Below are 22,390 nucleotides of genomic sequence, written 5' to 3' on the forward strand. Positions count from 1 at the left end.
TTCGCTTTTGGCCAGAATTGTATCGAGAACTCCTTCAGAATTCGTAAATCAAAAGTTACTGATATTCAAAGTGAATTCAAAAAAGGATTATTTCTTTGAAAAATAAAGATCGCGTAAATTGATAGGCTGTAAGAATTATGATTTTTTTAAAATTGATGTTTAATGTCAGAAGAAAATTCTCAAAAAATAAAAAAACCTTGGCCAACTAAAAAGGCGATGGAACAGATTTACGATCGTAATTTATGGGGAAATAATGATGCTGAATTCTATTCTGGTTTTGGTTCTCACAGCCCAGAATTGGTAAATCCTTATATTGAAAAAGTACAATCTTTTCTTACTTCGTTTGATGAATTTTTAACAGTTTGTGATTTAGGTTGTGGCGATTTTAATATAGGGAATCAACTTGTAAAATATACTCAAAAGTATATTGCTGTTGATATTGTGCCAGAGTTAATCAAATATAACAAGTCAAAATTTATGGCCGATAATTTAGAATTCAAATGTTTAGATGTTTCGAAAGATAACTTACCAAAAGTAGATTGTGTCATTATAAGACAGGTTTTGCAACATTTATCCAATGCTGAAGTACAACGTATCTTGCATAAATTAGTCAATTTTAAATATATTATTATCACAGAACATATCCCAAAAGGAGATTTTATAGCGAATAAAGACATTATTTCAGGGCAAGGAATTCGTCTTAAGAAAAATAGTGGATTGGATATTTTAAAACATCCTTTTTGTTTTGAGGTTAAAGATAAAAAGCAACTATTATGTGTTGATTTAGAAAATGAGAAAGGGGTTGTTGTTAGTTGGCTACTTGAAGTTTTTTAATTTCTCTTTTAACTTAATTTTTGTGAAATAGATTTGTTTGAGTGCCGTTTTTTGTCAAGATTACTTTTTGTTTATTAATTATCGTCCATTCTTGTTTATAGTTTAAGTTGTCAATTCTTTTTCCAATTGAGGTGAAAATTTGATAAACAAGCCTTTCTGTTTTGTCTAGCAATTTAAGTGAGATTATTATTACTTCTATATTTCTAAATTAGACACCAAAATTCCAGAAATTATAAATTAACAATTGTATAACAACCTGTTATTTTATATATTTACAAAAATTTAATAAATTATGAAAACGCAAACAGCATTTAGAATAGATAAGGCATTATTAGAGCTGATTAAGGAAAAAGCTAAAAGCACTAATAGAAGTTTAAATAATTATGTGGAATATTTGTTATATCAAGATGTTGGTAAAATGCCAAATGATAAAACTATAAAGGCTATTGAAGAAGTTGAAAGTGGTAAGGAATTGACTACTATTGAAAATCTTAAAAAATATAAAAAATCATTATTGAAATTGAATCGTTAATGTATATTTTAAAGGAATCTACTCAATTTAAAAAAGACCTCAAAAAACTTTCAAAAAAGAGTTTAGCCGATTTAAATATCACTTTTGAAGTTTTAGAGATTTTACAAATTAGTGGAGCAGTTGGGATACCCAAAGAAATGAAACCTCATAAACTAAGAGGTAATTACAAAAATAATTGGGAGTGCCATATGAAACCGGACTTACTAATTATTTGGTTTCAAATAGAAGAGAATTTTACCATTAAATTAGTTAGAATTGGTTCACATTCTGAATTGTTTACATAAACAGTTTTAATAATTTTAAAAAATTGGTTTTTATTTTTTATTGATGGATCATTTAGAATAAAAATTAATGAATAAGCTTTAACAGAATGTTGAATGCAATAATTCTTTAAAACTAGAATACAAAAAAAAACCGCTTCAAAAAAGAAACGGTTTTAAAATATTTAAAAACACTGCGTGTTTACATATATTCTTCAATCGGAATACAAGAACAAATTAAATTTCGATCTCCATAAGCATCATCAACCCTTCTTACAGAAGGCCAGAATTTATTATCAGAAACAAAACTTAGAGGAAATGCTGCCTGTTGTCTTGTATAAGGAAAATCCCAATCATCGTTAGTTAACATTTCTAAAGTATGTGGTGCATTCTTAAGAAGATTATTGCTTTCATCTTTAGTAGCTTCTACAATTTCTTTACGAATGGAAATCATGGCATCACAAAAACGATCTAATTCAGCAATAGATTCAGATTCGGTAGGTTCAATCATCATGGTGCCATTGACTGGAAAAGAAACAGTTGGGGCATGAAAACCATAATCCATTAAACGTTTTGCAATATCTACAACTTCAATACCACGTTCTTTAAACCCACGACAATCAATAATCATTTCGTGAGCCGCACGCCCTTTTTCGCCGGTGTATAAAGTGGGATAATGTCCTTCTAAACGCTCTTTAATATAGTTTGCGTTTAAAATAGCCATTTTAGTCGCATCCGTTAATCCTTGAGAACCAAGCATCGTAATATATCCGTAAGAAATTAAGCACGCCAAAGCAGAACCCCAAGGTGCTCCAGAAATTGCTGTTATTGCTTGTTCTCCTCCTGTTGCAATTACAGGGTTAGATGGTAAAAAAGGCACTAATTGCTTAGCAACACAAATAGGACCGACTCCTGGCCCTCCACCACCATGCGGAATTGCAAATGTTTTGTGTAAGTTTAAATGACAAACATCGGCGCCAATCGTAGCAGGATTCGTTAAGCCAACTTGTGCGTTCATATTTGCACCATCCATGTATACTTGACCTCCATGATCGTGAATTATTTTAGTAATTTCTTGAATTTCACTTTCAAAAACTCCATGCGTTGAAGGATAGGTAACCATTAAGGCTGCTAAATTATCCGCATGAAGAATTACTTTTTCACGCAAATCATTTAAATCGATATTTCCGTTTTCGGCAGCTTTCGTTACAATTACTTTCATACCAGCCATTACAGCAGAGGCAGGATTTGTACCGTGTGCAGAAGCAGGAATAATACAAATATTTCTATGCCCATCATTTCTTGATAAATGGTACGCTCTAATAGTCATTAGACCAGCAAACTCACCTTGAGCCCCAGAATTTGGTTGCAAAGAAGTGCCTGCAAAACCAGTAACCACATTTAATTGGTGTTCTAATTTTCTTAAAACTTCGTGATAACCCTCCGCTTGATTCAACGGAACAAAAGGATGAATATTTCCCCATTGTGGATTGCTTAAAGGCAACATTTCTGAAGCTGCATTCAATTTCATAGTACAAGAACCTAGAGAAATCATCGAATGATTTAATGCCAAATCTTTACGTTCTAGTCTTTTTATATAACGCATCATATCGGTTTCCGAATGATAGGTGTTAAAGATTTCGTTGTCTAAAAATGAGGTGTTTCTTTGCGTATTTTCTAAAATATTATTTCCTTGAGAAATAGCAGAAATAGTGACTTTGTTTAAGTTTAAAGCTTCTGTAAAAACAGCAACAATAGCATTCAGTTCTTTTAAATTAACTGTTTCGTTTATAGAGATAGACAAGGTTTCATCATCTATATAATTAAAGTTTATTTTATGTGCTTCTGCAATTTTTTTAATTTTTTTAGCGTCAGTTTTTATCGTAATCGTATCAAAATAAGAAGTGTTGGTTTGTTCAATTCCTAAGTCTGATAAAGCATTTGCTAAAGTACTTGTTTTATCATGCACAGAATCTGCAATAAATTGAATTCCACTTTTTCCATGAAAAACAGCATACATTCCTGCCATTACCGCTAATAAAACTTGTGCAGTACAAATGTTAGAGGTTGCTCTTTCTCGCTTAATGTGTTGTTCTCTGGTTTGCAATGCCATTCTTAAAGCACGCTTTCCATTCATGTCTTTAGTAACGCCAATAATTCTTCCAGGAATACTTCTTTTATAGGCTTCTTTGGTGGCAAAGAATGCAGCATGTGGTCCTCCATACCCTAAAGGAATTCCAAAACGTTGTGTAGTTCCTACCACAACAGATGCTCCAAATTCTCCTGGTGCTTTTAGTTTTACTAAGGATAAAATATCTGCGGCAACCGCAACTTTAATATGTTTTTCATTTGCTTTCGCAACAAAACTTTCGTAATCAAAAATTTGTCCATATTTTCCAGGATATTGCAAAATTGCTCCAAAAAAATCATCTGCAAAATCAAAATCTTCATGCTTTCCGATTACTAATTCAATGCCAATTGGAGTAGAGCGGGTTTGCAAAAGGGATAAAGTTTGTGGTAAGATTTCATCAGAAACAAAAAACTTATTGGCACCTACTTTTTTCTTTGCACGTTCTCTCACATCAAATAATAAAGCCATAGCTTCTGCGGCAGCGGTACTTTCATCTAAAAGCGAAGCATTTGCCAATTCCATTCCTGTTAAATCGCAAATCATGGTTTGGTAATTTAACAAGGCCTCCAATCTACCTTGTGCAATTTCTGCTTGGTAAGGAGTGTAAGCTGTGTACCAACCCGGGTTCTCTAAAATATTACGCTGAATTACACTCGGTACAATCGCTTCATGGTAGCCTAAACCGATATAACTTTTAAAAACTTTATTTTTTTCCGATAATTCTTTAATGTGTGCCAAATATTCGTATTCACTCATGGCTGGTGCTAAATCTAACTCGTTTTTTAAACGAATATTATCCGGTACAGTTTCATTAATTAATTGGTCTAAACTATCAATTTTAATAGTTTGTAACATTTTTTCTTGCTCCTTTTTGCTAGGGCCTATGTGTCTTAGTTGAAACGAGTTTGTATCCATTTATGATTGTAAAATTGCTAATTATTGAATAATTATCTGATTGCGTTAAAAATTTTAAAAAAATATCCTTTTTTTGCGATACAAAAATAAGCATTCTTTAAAATATACGCGATCAAAAAACAAGAGTGAGGCAATTAATTATTAACTATATAGAATAATTATAAACAAAAAGTTATTTTTGTGATATGAAGGTTGTAAAAAAGCTCGTAAATTTTTATATCAATGCAAGTATTCATGTTGCTTTTGCGGTGTTTGCTTTTTTAAAAATTACAGAAATCTATTTTGATCTTTCGTATGATAAAAACATAGATTATTTTGTTTTTTTCGGAACCATTACAGGGTATAATTTTGTAAAATATGCTGGCGTTGCAAAATTGCATCATAAAAGCCTAACCGATGATTTGAAAATTATTCAGATTTTTTCACTTTTATGCTTTGTAGTGCTGTGTTATTTTGCCTATGTAATTTCTTTAAAAACCCTACTTTTTTCCATTCCTTTTTGTTTGCTAACTATTTTGTATGCAGTTCCTTTTTTAAGCGGATTTGGCAAAAATTTAAGACAAATAAGTTATTTAAAAATAATTGTAGTCGCTTTAGTTTGGTCGGGTTTTACAGTTTTACTTCCTTTTGTTGATTCGATGCAAGAAATCACATTAAATACTGTTTTTTTCATCTTACAACGCTTTTTAATTGTCATCGTTTTAATACTCCCTTTTGATATCCGAGATGTAAAATATGATGCTATTTCTTTACAAACAATTCCTAAGAAAATTGGAATTGCAAAAACCAAAAGATTAGGTTTGCTATTAATGATTTTTTCATTGATTTTAGAGTATCTTTTTGCCACGGAAGCATTCGTAAAAACTCCTTTTATGATTTTCTTTTTTTTGGTGATTTTATTCTTAATGAGAGCTAAAATAACGCAATCTAAATACTACAGTTCTTTTTGGGTAGAGTCATTGCCAATTGTTTGGTGGTTGCTTCTTTTAGGATTTCATAATTTTTAATAGTGTAACATGATTTTCTTGTAAAGTATTTTGAGAATCAATCTTAAATAAAACAGATTTCATAAAACTATAAATTAACTACTTAATTTCCTGCTATATTTGTAGCTTTACCCACTTAAATTCAATCAAGATTTTTAAGGAATGAGTACCACAAAAAGAAATTATATTTTCGATTTTGATAGCACTTTAACTAGAGTGGAGGCGCTAGATGTTTTAGCGGAAATTACGCTTCAAAATGATCCGAAAAAAGATGCCATTATTCAGGAAATAATTGATATTACCAACCTTGGAATTGATGGTGAAATATCCTTCACAGAATCTCTAGAAAGAAGAATAAAATTACTAAATGCAAACAAATCTCATTTAACTAGATTAGTAGAACATTTAAAAAAGCAAGTATCAAAATCCATAGAAAGCAACAAAGGTTTTTTTGAATTGTATGCGGATGATATTTATGTTATTTCTTGTGGATTTAAAGAGTTTATAGATCCTATCGTACAAGAATATAATATTCCTTCAGAAAAAGTTTTTGCTAATACTTTTGAGTTTGCCGAAGATGGTAAAATTATTGGTTTTGATGCTGGCAATCCACTCTCACAACACAATGGAAAAATTAGGTGTTTAAGAGAGATGAATCTTGAAGGAGAAATACAAGTTATTGGAGATGGTTACAGCGATTATGTAACGCGAGAAGCAGGTGTCGCAGATAAGTTTTTTGCATACACAGAAAATGTTTCTAGAAGTAAAACAACAGAAAACGCAGACCATATTGCTCCGAATTTAGATGAATTTTTATACGTAAACAATTTGACAAGAAATATCTCATATCCAAAGAATAGAATTAAAATTTTATTGTTAGAAAATGTACATCCAGATGCTTTTACAAAGCTGTCTAAAGATGGATTTTCAGTAGAAACCGTTTCTAAAAGTTTATCAGAAGATGAACTGATAGAAAAAATAAAAGACGTCCATGTTTTAGGAATTCGTTCTAAAACCAATGTTACGCAAAAAGTCGTGGATGCCGCAGAAAAGTTAATGGTGGTAAGCGCTTTTTGTATTGGAACCAAACAGATTGATTTAGAGGCGTGTAAAGAAAAAGGAATCGTTGTTTTTAACGCTCCTTACAGCAATACACGTTCAGTGGTTGAATTGGCAATTGGCGAAATTATTATGTTAATGCGTAGTGTTTTTCAAAGAAGTACAGAAATTCATAATGGGCAATGGCAAAAAACAGCTGCTGGTTCTAAAGAAGTTCGTGGAAAAAAATTAGGAATTATAGGCTATGGTAATATTGGTTCTCAATTATCTATTTTGGCAGAAGCGCTAGGAATGGACGTGTATTATTATGATGTTGAAGATAAATTGGCTTTAGGAAACGCAACCAAGATTCATAAATTAGAAGATTTATTAGCTATTTCTGATGTAGTTACCTTGCATATTGATGACAACGCGGCTAATAAAAATTTCTTCGGAGAAAAGGAAATTGCTCAAATGAAAGAGGGTGCTCATTTAGTAAATCTTTCAAGAGGTTTTGTAGTAGATATTGAAGCTTTAGTAAATGGACTAAAAACCGGAAAAATAGCGGGTGCTGCCGTAGATGTTTATCCGGAAGAACCTGCAAAAAATGGCGAATTTTTCACAGAATTAAAAGGATTGCCTAACGTAATTTTAACACCGCATGTTGGCGGAAGTACAGAAGAAGCCCAAAGAGATATCGCAGATTTTGTTCCTGGGAAAATTATGGCATATATCAATTCAGGAAATACCGTAGATGCTGTAAACTTCCCAAATATACGTTTACCCAGACAAACCAATGCGCATCGTTTTTTACATATTCATAAAAATGTATCTGGGGTGATGGCAAAAATCAACAAAATTCTGGCAAAATATGATTTAAATATTACAGGTCAGTATTTGTCTACAGATTCTAAAGTAGGGTATGTAATTACCGATTTAGATAAAGAATACAACAAAGAGGTGATTGAAAAATTAAGAAATATTGAAGGAACTATTAAATTTAGAGTTCTATATTAATCGTATAGAATTCCGCGATGCTCTGCGTCGGGGTTTCCGTTGAAATTGTCATTCCCGTGAAATTTATGCTCAACTAGATTGGGTAACGGGAATCTAAATAATAGAATTTTGATTTTTGACCTTTTTAGGTCAAAGCTTGTGCTCAACTTGATTGAGTATGAAACGAGCGAAATTCCTCTATGGCTCTGCCTCCAGGATAGTTCGCTTCAAGAAATTCTTTATTTTTAAAAATTATCAAAAAAAAACTTGAAGAAAATATCTTCAAGTTTTTTTTTATTTGGGGGAAGTACTGTTAGCGATCAAAAATTAGGGGGAAACTCATGAAGATTGCTAGTAAGGTTGGCTTATTAAATATTAGCGCCTTTGTTCATTAAATCAACTAAAAAAGCTAATAACTTTAATAAGTTTTCTGGAGTTAAAAAAGATTGGACTGTAGGGTTCTTCTTTTTCTTTTATTTCGCCTAGAACCAAGGAGTTTAATAGATTCTTCTCAAAGACGTTCGTTAAAGTTTTATTTGATCCTTTAAATCAACAATCATAGCGTCTTTCTCACCCAAGTAACGTTTGCTACCTAAATAACGATTCCTATTCATCTCGTCATAATGAGATTGGTTTTTATCCATAGAACTCAAATGCACATTGCCAGAAGCATGAATAAATTCCATTTTATCATTCCCTAACCAAATACCAACATGCGTAACGCGTTGTTTCTTCTTTTTGGTCGCTTTTTTTCCGAAGAAAAGTAAATCTCCTTTTTCTAGACCTTCAAAAGTAAGTTTGTTATCAACCATTTTCCCTGCATTAATTTGCTGGGAAGCATCTCTAGGAATGATAAAACCATTCATTAAATACACCATTTTTGTAAAACCACTGCAATCCATCCCTTTGCTAGAGGTTCCTCCCCATAAATAAGGAAATCCATTCATGTTTTTAGCAACAGTTTCAATATTTTCTTTTGATGGAATTAAATTTTGGAGCCAAGATGCATATAAAATAGCCTCCTCTTGTTTTACAAACCCCGTTCTTTTATCAGGATATTCTACTTCAATAAAATTAGTACTTAAAGATTTAAATTTTAAAATCCCTCCTAAAGTAATATCAGATATGATCTTAGAATCTTCACTTTTATCAGCATACACATATCCGAAATTTTTAGTAAAAATGACTTTTTCAGAAGCATTCCAAGTATCAAAATCCTCTTTATTTACTATAGTAATTCCACCTTTATCAACCCAAGAAATATATTGGTCAGGAGTTTGTATTCTATAAAAATCACCGTTTTTGTCTAATACTTTTAAAGACATTCCCAACAAACCTTGTGTTCCTAATTCGGCAGAATGTTTTGGTTTAGAACGAATGTTAATGACCGAATTTCTAGCAATCGCAAATTGTAGATTTCCAACGGCAGAATCTGGCAACATACGTACTTGATTAACGAACGTTAATTTTCTGTTTTTTAAGCTGTCTAAAAGTATTTCAAAAGCTTTTTGGGAAGTTGTTTCTCCATTTAGAATAATTTTTTCATTTGATTGACTAAATTGAATGTCAAACAATTCAACTCTTTTGTCTGGAGCAAATGTTGCTTTAATAGATGCATGGATTTCTTGAATTTCAGAGATTGTTTTTGTGTCATTTTTACAAGACATAAAAACAAGTAAAACTACCAAAGAAAAGTATTTTAGGATTCTCATTAGAAATGATTTTTTTGCTAAAATACAAAACTAATTGCGGTATTAATAAATGAAGAAATTATTTAGAGCTAGATTATTTATTGTTGACGGTTTGCGAAATTCGTATGGAATAATTGAATTCTCAGTAGGAATGTTTTATATTTGGTATCAATCATTTTTTATTCCATGCAATATCAAAATTCGTTAACATTTGCTAAACAACAAGATAAGGAAGATAAACTTTCTTATTTACGAAATCGATTTCATATTCCGAAAGATAAAAACGGACATGAATGGTTGTATTTTACAGGGAATTCTCTTGGGTTGCAGCCAAAATCAACCAAAGAATATATCAACCAAGAATTAGAAGATTGGGCAAATTTAGGAGTTGAAGGGCATTTTGAAGCCAAAAACCCATGGTTAAATTATCACGAATATTTAACTGATAAAATGGCAAAAATCGTTGGTGCAAAACCAATTGAAACTGTCATCATGAACACATTAACAACAAATCTTCATTTGTTAATGGTGAGTTTCTACAGGCCTACAAAAACAAAATATAAAATAGTTATTGAGTCAGACGCTTTTCCTTCAGATCGATATGCAGTTCAAAGTCAATTAGAATTTCACGGTTTTTCTAAGGACGATGTTATTGAATGGAAACCAAGAAAAAATGAAGAACTTTTAAGAATAGAAGATTTAGAGGAAATTATTGCTACACAAGGAAATGAAATTGCGTTATTATTAATTGGCGGAGTTAATTATTACACAGGTCAGTTTTTAGATTTGAAAAAAATCGCAGAAATCGGACATTCAAAAGATTGTGTTGTTGGAATTGATTTAGCCCATGGCGCAGGAAACGTGGATCCGAATTTACATGATTCAGGAGTCGATTTTGCAGCTTGGTGTACCTACAAATATTTAAACTCAGGACCTGGTAGTTTAGCAGGATTATTTGTGCATGAAAAACATGCTAAAAACAAAGAGTTACCACGTTTTGCAGGTTGGTGGAATCATAACAAAGCAACTCGTTTTAATATGAGACAACCTTTTGATGTGCTGGAAGGTGCAGAAGGTTGGCAATTATCCAATCCGCCAATATTGTCTATGGCAGCCATAAAAGCTTCTCTAGATTTATTTGATGAGGTTGGGATGGATTCTTTAAGAGAAAAATCAGAAAAATTGACAGGTTATTTTGAGTTTTTAATTAATGAAATGGGGTCTAATGATATCAAAATTATCACACCAAAAAATCCAAAAGAAAGGGGTTGTCAATTATCAATTCAGGTTAAAAATGCAGATAAGAGTTTGCATCAAAAATTAACAAAAAAAAATATTATTACCGATTGGCGAGAGCCCGATGTGATTCGCTGTGCACCGGTACCAATGTATACTTCTTTTGAAGATGTGTATCACATGGTTTCAATTTTAAATAAATTACTTAAATAATTAGAAATGTCTCCTCGAGCGCAGTCGAGAGGTTTTAATTAGTTCTCGACTGCGCTCGAACTGACAAATTACAGAAATGAATAAACAAGAAAAAATACTGATTATCGGAGCAGGTTTATGTGGCTCCCTTTTAGCTTTAAGACTCGCGCAAAGAGGCTACAAAGTAGCAGTGTACGAAAGTAGACCCGATTTAAGAACCACAGATATTTCGGCTGGAAGATCCATCAATTTAGCATTATCAGACAGAGGTTTAAAAGCGCTACGTTTGTGCGGAATGGAAGAGAAGGCCAGAGAAATTTGCATTCCGATGTATGGTAGGTTAATGCACGATACTGCAGGAAATACATTTTCCTCTAACTATTCGGGTAGAGAAAATGAATATATCAATTCGATTTCTCGTGGAGATTTGAATGCAATTTTATTAGATGAAGCAGAAAAACACGAAAATGTAACGATTCATTTTAATAAAAAATGTACTCATGTTGATATCGAAAATGTCATTGCACATTTTCAAGATTATAAAACGAAAGAAGCTTTTTCTATAGATGCCACGGTTATTTTTGGAGCAGACGGCGCAGGTTCGTCTTTAAGAAAGAGTTATATGTCTGAACGAAAATTTTTGTTTAGCTATTCTCAAAATTATCTAAATCATGGGTATAAGGAGCTAGAAATCCCTGCAGCTGTAAATGGAAACCATCAAATAAGTAAAGGGCATTTGCATATTTGGCCTCGTGGCGATTTTATGTTAATTGCATTGCCAAATATGGATGGCAGTTTCACGGTTACTTTATTTTTAAGTTATGATGAAGGCGAATTTAATTTCGAAAACTTAACATCCGAAGAAAAAATTACCGAGTTTTTTGAAAAAGAATTCCCAGATGCTTTGGCTTTAATTCCAAATATTAAAGAAGAATTCATGAACAATCCAACGGGTCCATTAGGAACTGTAAAATGTTCACCTTGGAGTTATCAAAATAAAACCTTGTTAATTGGTGATTCTTCGCATGCAATTGTGCCTTTTTACGGTCAAGGAATGAATGCTTCCTTTGAAGATGTTTTTGTGCTAGACGAGGTTTTAAATCAACATTTACCAGATTGGGAAACTGTTTTTAAAGCCTATCAAAAAGCCAGAAAACAGGATACAGATGCCATTGCAGATTTGGCAATAGACAATTTTCATGAGATGAAAAACCATGTGGCAAATCCGCTTTTTAAAGAGAAGAGAAAGATAGAAATGGATTTAGAGAAAACATTTCCACATCAATATGCATCAAAATATTCTTTAGTTACTTTTAATGAACACATTGGTTATAATGAAGCCATGAAAAGAGGACGAGCGCAAGATAAAGCGTTGTTGAATATGATTTCAGATGATGAGGTTCACACACATTTAGCCATGACAAAAGAAGAATTAAAAGTTATTTTGGATAAGGTTATAGAAGAAACGAATGAAATTTTAGAAGAAGATAAAGTAGCGGGTTTATAAATAAAAAAGGATGAACGATAAAAAAGTAACACCAAGAGGGGCATATCCACATGTAAAAGTTGTGGGAGATTTTATTTTTGTTTCGGGAACAAGTTCTAGAAGAGCAGATAATACCATTGAAGGAGTTGTAATTATTGACGAAATGGGAACTAAAAAATTAGATGCGTATTTGCAAACAAAGGCAGTGTTAGAAAACATAGATAAAAACCTAAGAACAGTGGGTGCTAGTTTAAAAGACGTAGTAGATGTTTCTTCTTTTTTAGTAAATATGAACGATTTTGCCGATTATAACAAAGCCTATGCAGCGTTTTTTGATAAAGAAACGGGGCCAACAAGAACCACCGTTGCTGTGCATCAATTACCGCATCCAGATTTGGTTGTGGAGATTAAAGTTACGGCATACAAAAAGAATGATTAGAGAACTTAGAACCAAGAAACAAGACGCGTGAAATATTTTATCGCAATTCTTTTTTCTTTCATCTTTGAAATAAATGAACATAAAAAATTATATAAACGCCGAATTCGTAAATCCAATTGATGAAAAATATTTAGATAATTATAATCCGTCAATAGGAAAGGTTTACGGTCAAATACCAAATTCATCAAAAGAAGATGTAGAAACAGCATACAGAGCTGCGGCGAAGGCTTTTCCTAAATGGAGTGCTACAAGTTTAGAAGAAAGAAGTAAAATCCTTTCTAAAATAGCGTATTTAATTTTGGGAAAATTAGATGTTTTAGCGGAGGCAGAATCAAAAGATAATGGCAAACCAATCAGTTTAGCGAAGTCTGTTGATATTCCCAGAGCAGCAAGTAACTTTCAATTTTTTGCAAATGCAATTACGCAGTTTTCATCTGAAGCGCATGAAAGTGTGGGTTTCAATGCCGTTAATTTTACTTTGCGCCAACCGATTGGAGTTGTGGGTTGCATTTCTCCTTGGAATTTGCCTTTGTATTTATTTACCTGGAAAATAGCACCCGCCATGGCAGCAGGTAATTGTGTAGTGGCAAAACCAAGTGAAATTACCCCTATGACGGCTTTTTTATTAGGAGAAATTTGTAATGAGGCTGGCCTCCCAAAAGGGGTTTTAAATATTGTTCATGGTTTGGGCACAACAACAGGACAAGCAATTGTAGCGCATCCAAATATCAAGGCAATTTCATTTACAGGCGGAACAAAAACAGGTGCTCATATTGCTAGTATTGCCGCGCCAATGTTTAAAAAATTATCGTTAGAATTAGGCGGAAAGAACCCAAATATTATTTTTGCAGACTGTGATTATGAGAAGATGTTAGCAACTACCGTGCGCTCTTCGTTTTCTAATCAAGGTCAGATTTGTTTATGTGGAAGCAGAATTTTGATAGAAGAAAAAATCTATGATCAGTTTAAAAAAGATTTTATTAAAAAAGTAAAACAACTAAACGTAGATCATCCATCAAAAAGTAATTCAGATATTGGCGCATTAGTTTCTAAAGAACATCTAGAAAAGATAGAATCGTATATCGAAATTGCGGAAAATGAAGGCGGAAAAATAGTATGTGGAGGTTTAGAAGTAACCATTCCAGGTTTTGAGAATGGTTATTATTTTCAACCAACAATTATTGAAGTTACAGATAATTCTTGTCGTGTAAATCAAGAAGAAATTTTTGGACCAGTAGTTACAATTATGTCTTTTAAAACTGATGAAGAAGCATTAATTTTAGCAAACGATACAAAATACGGATTGTCATCAACAATATGGACCAATAATTTAAATAGAACTATGCAGTTTTCTAAACAATTACAAACAGGAATTGTTTGGGTAAATACTTGGATGTTAAGAGATTTAAGAACTCCATTTGGTGGAATAAAAGATTCTGGAGTTGGACGTGAAGGTGGTTTTGAAGCTTTACGGTTTTTTACAGAGCCTAAAAATGTTTGTATAAAATTCCCATCTTAATCTTCCCGTAGGGAAGAAACGGTTGCGATTAAAATGTGAAAAATAAAAAGTTGTCATCAAATTAAAATCACTAATATGTATTAATCCCCTTCCCTTTAGGAAGGGGTAGGAATGGGAATGAATGAATGAATGAATAAAGAAATAAAAGAAAGAATAATTCAAGTTTGTAATGAAAAGATCGCTAAAAAAGGAGAAAATGTAGGGTTGTCTTTTTATGCATTTTTTAAGAATAAAAATGACAATCCAAAATTATTAATGGAAATTGCTACTTGGTGGATAGAAACTCACCAACTAGATCATTTTGAAAAGGCAGTGAAGATTAAGCAGATGATAATCCTCCCTTAATCCCTCCAAAGGAGGGAAACTGTTGACTGTAAAAATTGAATTATAAAAATAAAATAGAAATACTAACACATAACAAATTCCCTTTCCTTAGGAAAGGGTTAGGGATAGGAATGAATTTACAACTAAAAAATAAAAACGCATTAGTCTGCGGAAGCACGCAAGGAATTGGTAAAGCAACAGCAATTTTATTAGCAGAAGAAGGAGCCAATGTTACGCTAATTGCTAGAAATGAAGAGAAATTAAAGTCAGTTTTAACAGAATTAAAAAATAACGGAGAACAAAATCATCGTTATTTAGTAGCAGATTTCTCGAAACCAACTGAGTTAAAAAAAGTTTTAGAAAATTCAAATTTACAGTTTCATGTTTTGGTCAATAACACAGGAGGTCCAGCGGGAGGCCCTATATTTAATGCAAGAATTGAGGAATTTGAAAGTGCTTTTACACAACATTTAAAGTGTAATCATATTTTGGTGCAAGCGTTAGTTCCGTTTATGAAAACGCAGTGTTTTGGCAGAATTATAAATGTAATTTCTACATCTGTAAAACAACCTTTAGATGGTTTAGGCGTTTCTAATACCATTCGTGGAGCAGTAGCAAGTTGGTCAAAAACTTTGGCAAATGAGTTGGGCGAATTCGGCATTACCGTAAATAATGTTTTGCCAGGAGCAACAGGAACAGAACGATTGAATGAAATTATCAAGAACAAAGCTCATAAAACAGGCAAGTCTTTTGAAGAGGTTTCTCAGAATATGAAAAATGCTTCACCTGCAAAACGATTTGCAAAACCCGAAGAAATTGCAAATGCTATTGTTTTTTTAGCAAGTGAAAAAGCAAGTTTTATTAACGGAATAAATGTTCCTGTGGATGGTGGTAGAACAAAGTCACTATAGAGGCCCTTTTCAATCCTCTAAAAGAGAGGAAGCTTTAGACGTTAAAAGTATTATATTAGTAGGATAAATTAAAATTATTAATAAATATTCCAAATTTTACCCAGTTTGGAGTTCCTTCCCTCTGGGAAGGCTAGGAAGGGATTTTAATATGAGTAAATTAGTACAACCTTTAAATTTTAAAAAATGGATTGATGAACATCGTCATTTATTAAAACCACCGGTGGGCAACAAACAGGTTTGGGAAAACGGAGAATTTATTGTGATGGTTGTTGGCGGACCCAATAACCGGAAAGATTATCATTATAATGAAACGCCTGAGTTTTTCTATCAAGTGGAAGGAGATATGATTCTGAAAATTATTGATGAGAAAGGTAAAATGATGGATGTAGAAATCAATGAAGGTGATATTTATTTATTACCAGGAAAAGTGCCACATTCGCCACAAAGAAAAGAAAATACAGTGGGTTTAGTAATTGAGTATCCGCGTTCTGAAGGAATGTTAGATGCTTTAGAATGGTATTGTGAAAATTGTGGAGATCTATTATATAGAGAAGAATTTGCTTTAGAAAATATTGAAACTGATATGCCTGTAATTTTCGATAACTATTATTCAGACACCAAAAAATGTACTTGTGATCATTGCGGATATGTAATGCAACCACCTAATAAAATCAATTAAATGAGACGAAAACTGCGCATCAACGGACATTCACATTTATTGCCTTATCCAGAAGAAATTCCTGATTTTATGAAGGAAAAGGAAATTTTTTGGGTAGATGATGAACGTAAACACATGTTGCAAAAAGGATGGAAGCGTCCTGTAACAGATTCTAGTTTTTTCTTGGACGAGAAATTAGTATGGATGGAAAAAAACAAGATAGATCATGCTGTTGTTTTAAATCTTTCTCAATTATACGGTAACGGATTGCGTTTGGAAGAAATGAAAAAAGCATTGCGTTTTCAGAATGATTTTAATGCGAAGGTGCAAAAAAACCATCCAGATAAATTTACCTGCGGGTTTGTGGTGCATCCTGGTTTTATTTATGGCGCATTATATGAAATGGAGCGTTGTGTGGAGGAATTGGGTTTAAAAGTTTTGTGCTTACCCACGCATTTTATGGATTCTATTGGGCAATGGCGTTGTGTTTTTGATGAAGAAAATGATCGGATTTTTGAGCTGGCAGATAAGTACAAATTGGCTATTGAAATCCATCCATATGATGGTGATAAAATGATCAAATTAGAAAATACCAACTGGCGTTTTCACTTAATTTGGATGTTGGCGCAATGTGGTGATGCCTATCACTTTTATACTTTAAACGGAATGCAAGAGCGTTTTCCAAATATCAGAACATGTTTTGCCCATGGAGGACAATTAGCGCAAATGAATTTAGGAAGAAGAATTCAAGGTTTTGATGGCAGACCAGATTTGTTTGAGGGCAAGTATCATCCTAGAAAAGCAGTTGGTCATCCAAATATCTTTTTTGACACCTTGGTGCATGACACAGATTCTTTAAAATTGATGATTGATCGGCAAAGTTCTAATCAAGTTTTAATGGGGTTAGATGATCCGTATCCTTTAGGAGAAATGGAGAGTGATCAGCAGTCTTCGTATCCTGGAAAAATTTTAGATTTAGCAAGAGAAAGAAATATCATCAACCAAAAACAGTACGACCAAATCTGGGAAGACAATACTTTGCGTTGGTTGTTTGGTGATGATGAAAAAGCAAAACAAGATTTGATTGATAAAATATTGAAATAAGTTGGCATTTGGCATTTGGCAGTATTCAGTTTTCAGTTGGCATTAGCAGTTCTCAGTTAGCCCTTGACTAGAAGCCACTGCTACACACTGCTACTGCACACTGCTACTGCACATTGCTATTGAATACTGCTACTGAATACTGCTACTGCACACTGCTACTGCAAACTGCTACTGAATACTGCTATTGAATACTGCTACTGCAAACTGCTACTGCAAACTGCTACTGCACACTGCTACTGCAAACTGCTACTGCACACTGCTACTGAATACTGCTACTGCACACTGCTACTGAATACTGCTACTGCACACTGCTACTGAATACTGCTACTGCGCACTGCTACTGAATACTGCTACTGCGCACTGCTACTGAAAACCGAATACTATTCCTCACATCCTTTTAAAACATCTTCTGCTCTAGAAAACATGAACTTAGGATAAAATTCTTCTTCAAGTTTTTCTTGTCTTCCTAATTTAATCGCTTTTTTAATTTCATTACAATAAGGTTTTGTAGATTTTCCGAAGAATTTTGCAGCACCCATGTTCCATTCTGCATATCCTAAAATTACACGCGGATTGTTGGGGGCAATTGCTAACGCTTTGTTATATAATTGACTGTTTTTTCCTGATAAAGACATTCCATATTTCTGTCCGTCAAAAGCAATATACGCCGTATTCAACAATGCTTGAGCAATGATTATTTCTGGGTTATTCTCTGAATTTGATTTGGCAAGATCTAAAAACTCTTGTGCTTTGGTTAATTTTGCAGTTAATTTTACCTCATCCTTTAAACCAAAACTCCCTATAATTTCAATTTGAGCAACATAGTAAGAAGGTAACCAGTTTTTGGTTTCTACTTTAGAAATTCTCTCGAAAATTTGAGAAGCCTCTGTCATTTTTCCTTGTTCCCAAAGAAAAAAAGCTTTTTGCATTCCTTTTTGATAAGGAGTTTGAGCAGCTATATTTAGGGTGATAGATAGCACTATGAAGAAAAATAATTTTTTCATGATAGATAAGTTTTATATTGATGGGTGTTTAAATAGAGTAGACTTAATTTATATTTTAATATCGATGGTTTTATTTGCTTCTAATTGAAATTTAGCATCTTCGTATTTTGGAGGTCCCATAAAACCGGTTGCATTATTGGAGCATCCATAGTCTTCTTTCGGAATTCCTATAAAGTTGGTATCCATTTTTTTATTTTCATTTTCATCGTGTACAAAAGAAACTGCATATTCTCCCTTTGGTAAATTTTTAAAAGTTGCCACTGATTTTTTGTCACTGATCGGAACAGTAACACCTTGAAATGTGTTCTTTAAAAAACTCTCTGAACTTTTGTATACGCCTACCATTAAGTTTCCTTTGTTAGAATTTAAGCCTGAAATATGTACGGTTAAAGTAAACGTTTCTTCTTGGGCTTGGATAGAAAAAAATCCCGTTAAAATGAAGATGATGGTTAGTACTAAATTTTTCATAAATATGGTTTTATTTGTTATTGATGGTTCAAATATCTGATGTTTTTAATAGAATAAAACAAGAAACATACCGAATTGTAATTTTTTGATTCTGAATTGTGTTTTTTGCGATTTGTTGGTTTAAGTATGAACTTTTTTCGCCCAATTTTGTCATTTCTACTTTAGAAGAAATCCTATAAAGTATCTTAATTATGTGTTATTTTTTGCGACTTCTCCTTAGGTCGAAGTGCCAAGTTTGCGTGCATTGTTCTTTCCGGTCTCGTTTCTTGCAAAAATAATATATAATGTAAAGCAAGAAATTGTTTTAAAAAAAATTATAAATTGTCTAATTGATTGCTTTTATTATCATCACTAATTGTCCAGAAAAAACCAACAAAAAAGAAACTATTTACGTTGGGCAAGATGGCTTGTCTGTCGAAATTTCCGAATGAATTCTGGGTATTTTTATAGTTGTAACCAAATACATTTTGAGTTCCTAAAACATTGGAGGCAGACAGATATAGTATTTTTTGTTGATCTATTAAATATGCCCAATTTAAACTTAAAGAATTAAAGTTTTTAGTTTGGTTATTTAAAAAACCAGGTTCGTTAGGATTTGTAAAGGTTCTACCCGAGGCAAAATTGTAGCTAAAACCAACTTGACTTTTTAAATCTACAATCCAATGTTTGGCAACAATCGACAAATTGTGTTGAGAGGCAAAATTTGGACGTGCAGCAATAGGGTGATTTCTGTAATCTCGTTTGGTGTCTAAATAGGAATAAGAAACCCAATAATCGGTGTTTTTAATTTTGCCATTTTGTCTCCAAAATAGATCAATTCCTTTTGCAAAACCAGTTCCGTTATTGTTGAAATTCGAATTGAAATTTGCCATTTCCGTATCAAACTTCACCAAACTTTTATAGTCTTTATAATACGCTTCCAATCTAAATATTTGATTTTGTTTGGTGCTTTGAAAGTTAGCAATTACATGCGAGGTGTTTTCAGCTTTAAAATCTTCACTAAATTTTAAGAAGTCGTTTTTCGGATTTTGATAAAACTGTCCATAGGCTAATGAAAATTGCGACTTTTTGCCCAATTTATAAGCTATAGAGGCTCTAGGTGATAGTGTAAATTCATTTAATAATTCAGAGTTTTCTGCTCGAACGCCTATTTTTGCTGCAAGATATTTTGAGAAAAAAATATCGGTTTCTACAAAAGCAGCTAACAAATTATTTTGGAAACCATAGTGAAAACTGTTCTCTAACAAAGGTTGATAGTCCTCGTTAAAATGGGTCATAAAATATTCAGAGCCCAAGCTGATTTTAAATCGATTTGAAAAATTCTTTTTAAGTTTGAGTTTAAAATGTGCGGAGTTTTCATGGTTGTTTATTTTATCATCGATGACCTTCATTTCGGTTTGATCGTTTGTAAAACTTAATCCTGTTTCAAAACGCCAATTGTTGCCAAACTTATTTTTATAAGAAGTGTTGATGTATAAGTTGCTGTTTTTTAATCTAAACCGAACACCTTCGTCAAAATTAATATCCTCTTGAATTAAATCGAAGTTTGTAGCGCTAAAGGCACCGTAAACTTTAAGCATAGAATCGTCTTTGAAAGTATGTCTGTAAACGGTTTCCCCGCTGATCGCTTCTACAGGTTTTATCCATTTATTTCTGTCGGGCAAAGCAAATTGATAGGGCGCTAAATTGGTGTAAGAAGCGTTCACGCTTAACGAATTTTTATCCCAAATTTGAGTACTTCCAAGTCCTAATCCAACGGACATAAAAGATAGATCAGTTTTCTCTTGGTCGGGTTTATCAATCGTATTTAATAACAATACACTAGACAATGCTTGGCCATATTCTGCGGAATATCCGCCTGTAGAAAATGAAATTCCTGAAAATAAAAAAGGCGAATAACGACCACGCACAGGCAAGTTATTGGCACTTGGTGTGTAGGGCGTAAATACACGAATTCCGTCAATAAAAATTTGGGTTTCTTCCGCTTCGCCGCCTCTCACAAATAATCGTCCATCTTCATCTACAGCAGAGGTTCCTGGTAATGTTTGTAAAGCCCCTAAAAAATCGCCCAAGGCACTTGCAGTCGTAACAATATCTAAAGGTTTTAACACAGTTACTTTTCCTTTTTCACCGGCTTCAAACATCCCTGCATTCATCACAACGGCGTCCAATGAATTAACATCATCGCGCAACTTTATTTGCAAGTTTTTGAGTGATGAAACTTCAGCAGTGAGAATGTAAGTTTCAAAAGAGATAAAGGAAATGACTAAAGTTTGTGTTCCTTGTTCTTCCGTTTTAAATAAAAAATGTCCTTGTTCATTTGTGGATACACCATCATAAGTGCCATCTAAATAAACATTTGCGCCAAAAATAGGGTGTTTTTTTGAATCGGTTACAGTACCCGAAATAGTGGTTTGTGCATTGCTTTGAAATTGCATTACAATACAAAGGAATAAAAATAGTATTTTCATCATCTTTAAGTTTGATGCTGTAAAGATGTATTCCTTAAATGAGGTTTAGAAACAAGAATTACTGAGTTGTAATTTTTATAGTCTCAATTGTTGTTTTTAAGATTTTAGACAATTTAAGGAGTTGTTTTAGGTTGGTTTCATAAATTCTATGGATATTATAAAACCGGAATACATAAATCTACAATAAATTTATTCTCTGGATGTTCGGCAGCATTGTTATGGTATATTTCAAAAGGATCTGTAGTGGCTTTTTTATATCCGTTTTCAACCATCCAAGCAAAACTAGATTCCCATGCTTGCTGAAATTCGTGCGGAGTAATTTCTAATCTTGACACAATACATTTTGTAGCTTTTATAGTTCTTAAATTTACTTCACTATCTACTTTTATGGCATTGTTTAGCCAAATGCAAGCACTCATCCGTAAATTATTAGGATCCGTAATTTTAGGACTATCGTGATATATCGTAACCATTTTTGTTGCATCGTTCATCAATCCTTTAGAAGCTGCCCATTGTACTAGTCGGTCATATACTTCGGCAATTGCTTCTATTTTTCCTTGATGAGAAATGTAAGCCAATTCTATTTTTTCAATTTGTTTTATTGATGTGTTTGTTCTCATTTTTAACCAATTTAGCGCATTGTTTATATTGCAAATATATTGTTCAAAAGTAATGTTGACTTTTCCGTTCTTGCTTTTTATTGCAAGGATTTGACTAAATTTCTTCGGACTCTCCTCTTTAAATTGATGCGGAGAAATTCCGTAGAATTTTTTGAAAGATTTAGAGAAAGAAGATACATCACTGAAACCTATTTCTTCTGCAATTGTTGTGCTGCTTTTTTCTTTTCGATACAACAAAAAAGAGGCAGCTTTCTCGATTCTTTTTCTGTTGATAAAAGTATGTAACGTTTCGCCAACAATTAATGTAAACATTCTATGAAAATGAAAAGGTGAAAAATGTGCTTTTTCAGCAATGATTTTTAGCGACAGATTTTCTGATAAATGCTCCTCGATATAGTTGATGGCAGTATTTAATCTGGCTATGTTTTCTTTTGCAATTACAGAAGTTTTCATTTAGGATCGTTTTTGTAAATAGTAGAAAAAAATTCCGCTTGCAAAATATAAAACAATATCCATAAAATCCTTGGTATATCTTGCTACATATTTTGGCAAAAAGTACTCAAATAGCATGCTAT

The 22,390-nt window shown here is 32.8% G+C and carries 19 protein-coding genes; 13 read left to right on the forward strand and 6 right to left on the reverse strand.

Annotated elements, in window-relative coordinates; all coding sequences use genetic code 11:
* Positions 1-162 precede the first annotated feature (162 nt).
* The 3 genes from K8354_RS01495 (at position 163) to K8354_RS01505 (ending at position 1,650) form a co-directional block, all read left to right on the forward strand.
* The gene (locus tag K8354_RS01495) at positions 163-834 is read left to right on the forward strand and encodes a class I SAM-dependent methyltransferase (protein ID WP_223444848.1); all 672 of its coding nucleotides are present in this window, start codon (positions 163-165) and stop codon (positions 832-834) included.
* Between the two features lie 292 nt (positions 835-1,126).
* Positions 1,127-1,366, forward strand: a complete 240-nt coding sequence (locus K8354_RS01500; RefSeq protein ID WP_223444849.1) for a hypothetical protein — start codon at positions 1,127-1,129, stop codon at positions 1,364-1,366.
* Positions 1,366-1,650: a type II toxin-antitoxin system YafQ family toxin gene (locus tag K8354_RS01505; RefSeq protein ID WP_223444850.1), complete on the forward strand. Its 285-nt coding sequence runs from the start codon at positions 1,366-1,368 to the stop codon at positions 1,648-1,650. The genes K8354_RS01500 and K8354_RS01505 overlap by 1 nt, the downstream gene beginning before the upstream one ends.
* 178 nt (positions 1,651-1,828) lie before the next feature.
* Here K8354_RS01505 and gcvP read toward each other — a convergent pair whose 3' ends face one another.
* On the reverse strand, positions 1,829-4,672 hold the full coding sequence (gene gcvP, locus K8354_RS01510) for an aminomethyl-transferring glycine dehydrogenase (RefSeq protein WP_223444851.1): 2,844 nt from the start codon (positions 4,670-4,672) through the stop codon (positions 1,829-1,831).
* A gap of 185 nt (positions 4,673-4,857) precedes the next feature.
* Here gcvP and K8354_RS01515 point away from each other — a divergent pair, with 185 nt between their 5' ends.
* Both K8354_RS01515 and serA read left to right on the forward strand, forming a co-directional pair.
* Positions 4,858-5,679 carry a UbiA prenyltransferase family protein gene (locus K8354_RS01515; RefSeq protein WP_223444852.1) on the forward strand — a complete coding sequence of 274 codons (822 nt, stop codon included), beginning with the start codon at positions 4,858-4,860 and terminating at the stop codon, positions 5,677-5,679.
* A gap of 141 nt (positions 5,680-5,820) precedes the next feature.
* The gene (gene serA, locus K8354_RS01520; protein WP_223444853.1) at positions 5,821-7,713 is read left to right on the forward strand and encodes a phosphoglycerate dehydrogenase; all 1,893 of its coding nucleotides are present in this window, start codon (positions 5,821-5,823) and stop codon (positions 7,711-7,713) included.
* A gap of 503 nt (positions 7,714-8,216) precedes the next feature.
* Here the strand turns inward: serA and K8354_RS01525 are convergent.
* Positions 8,217-9,404: a C40 family peptidase gene (locus tag K8354_RS01525; protein ID WP_223444855.1), complete on the reverse strand. Its 1,188-nt coding sequence runs from the start codon at positions 9,402-9,404 to the stop codon at positions 8,217-8,219.
* A 165-nt stretch (positions 9,405-9,569) separates the two neighbouring features.
* Here K8354_RS01525 and kynU point away from each other — a divergent pair, with 165 nt between their 5' ends.
* From kynU to K8354_RS01565, 8 genes are all read left to right on the forward strand, one after another.
* Positions 9,570-10,832: a kynureninase gene (gene kynU, locus K8354_RS01530; protein ID WP_223444857.1), complete on the forward strand. Its 1,263-nt coding sequence runs from the start codon at positions 9,570-9,572 to the stop codon at positions 10,830-10,832.
* Positions 10,833-10,908: 76 nt separating this feature from the next.
* Complete coding sequence (locus tag K8354_RS01535) at positions 10,909-12,318, forward strand: FAD-dependent oxidoreductase (protein WP_223444858.1); 1,410 nt, start codon at positions 10,909-10,911, stop codon at positions 12,316-12,318.
* Between the two features lie 10 nt (positions 12,319-12,328).
* A complete protein-coding gene (locus tag K8354_RS01540; RefSeq protein ID WP_223444859.1) occupies positions 12,329-12,736 on the forward strand; it encodes a RidA family protein in 408 nt (135 codons plus the stop codon).
* A 73-nt stretch (positions 12,737-12,809) separates the two neighbouring features.
* A complete protein-coding gene (locus tag K8354_RS01545; RefSeq protein ID WP_223444860.1) occupies positions 12,810-14,255 on the forward strand; it encodes an aldehyde dehydrogenase in 1,446 nt (481 codons plus the stop codon).
* Between the two features lie 129 nt (positions 14,256-14,384).
* Positions 14,385-14,600: a DUF6500 family protein gene (locus K8354_RS01550; protein ID WP_223444861.1), complete on the forward strand. Its 216-nt coding sequence runs from the start codon at positions 14,385-14,387 to the stop codon at positions 14,598-14,600.
* Positions 14,601-14,710: 110 nt separating this feature from the next.
* On the forward strand, positions 14,711-15,490 hold the full coding sequence (locus K8354_RS01555) for an SDR family oxidoreductase (protein WP_223444862.1): 780 nt from the start codon (positions 14,711-14,713) through the stop codon (positions 15,488-15,490).
* A 148-nt stretch (positions 15,491-15,638) separates the two neighbouring features.
* On the forward strand, positions 15,639-16,169 hold the full coding sequence (locus K8354_RS01560) for a 3-hydroxyanthranilate 3,4-dioxygenase (protein ID WP_223444863.1): 531 nt from the start codon (positions 15,639-15,641) through the stop codon (positions 16,167-16,169).
* Complete coding sequence (locus K8354_RS01565) at positions 16,170-17,252, forward strand: amidohydrolase family protein (RefSeq protein ID WP_223444865.1); 1,083 nt, start codon at positions 16,170-16,172, stop codon at positions 17,250-17,252. It abuts the gene before it with no gap.
* A 380-nt stretch (positions 17,253-17,632) separates the two neighbouring features.
* Here K8354_RS01565 and K8354_RS01570 read toward each other — a convergent pair whose 3' ends face one another.
* The 4 genes from K8354_RS01570 to K8354_RS01585 form a co-directional block, all read right to left on the reverse strand.
* The gene (locus K8354_RS01570) at positions 17,633-18,256 is read right to left on the reverse strand and encodes a hypothetical protein (RefSeq protein ID WP_223444867.1); all 624 of its coding nucleotides are present in this window, start codon (positions 18,254-18,256) and stop codon (positions 17,633-17,635) included.
* Between the two features lie 48 nt (positions 18,257-18,304).
* Entirely contained in the window at positions 18,305-18,724 is a 420-nt protein-coding gene (locus tag K8354_RS01575; RefSeq protein ID WP_223444868.1) for a DUF2141 domain-containing protein, read from the reverse strand.
* Between the two features lie 314 nt (positions 18,725-19,038).
* Positions 19,039-21,195 carry a TonB-dependent receptor gene (locus tag K8354_RS01580; RefSeq protein WP_223447758.1) on the reverse strand — a complete coding sequence of 719 codons (2,157 nt, stop codon included), beginning with the start codon at positions 21,193-21,195 and terminating at the stop codon, positions 19,039-19,041.
* Between the two features lie 155 nt (positions 21,196-21,350).
* Positions 21,351-22,268: an AraC family transcriptional regulator gene (locus tag K8354_RS01585; RefSeq protein WP_223444869.1), complete on the reverse strand. Its 918-nt coding sequence runs from the start codon at positions 22,266-22,268 to the stop codon at positions 21,351-21,353.
* Positions 22,269-22,390: the final 122 nt, after the last annotated feature.

Origin of the sequence: Polaribacter litorisediminis, from assembly GCF_019968605.1 — a bacterium.
Classification (GTDB): Bacteria; Bacteroidota; Bacteroidia; order Flavobacteriales; family Flavobacteriaceae; genus Polaribacter; species Polaribacter litorisediminis.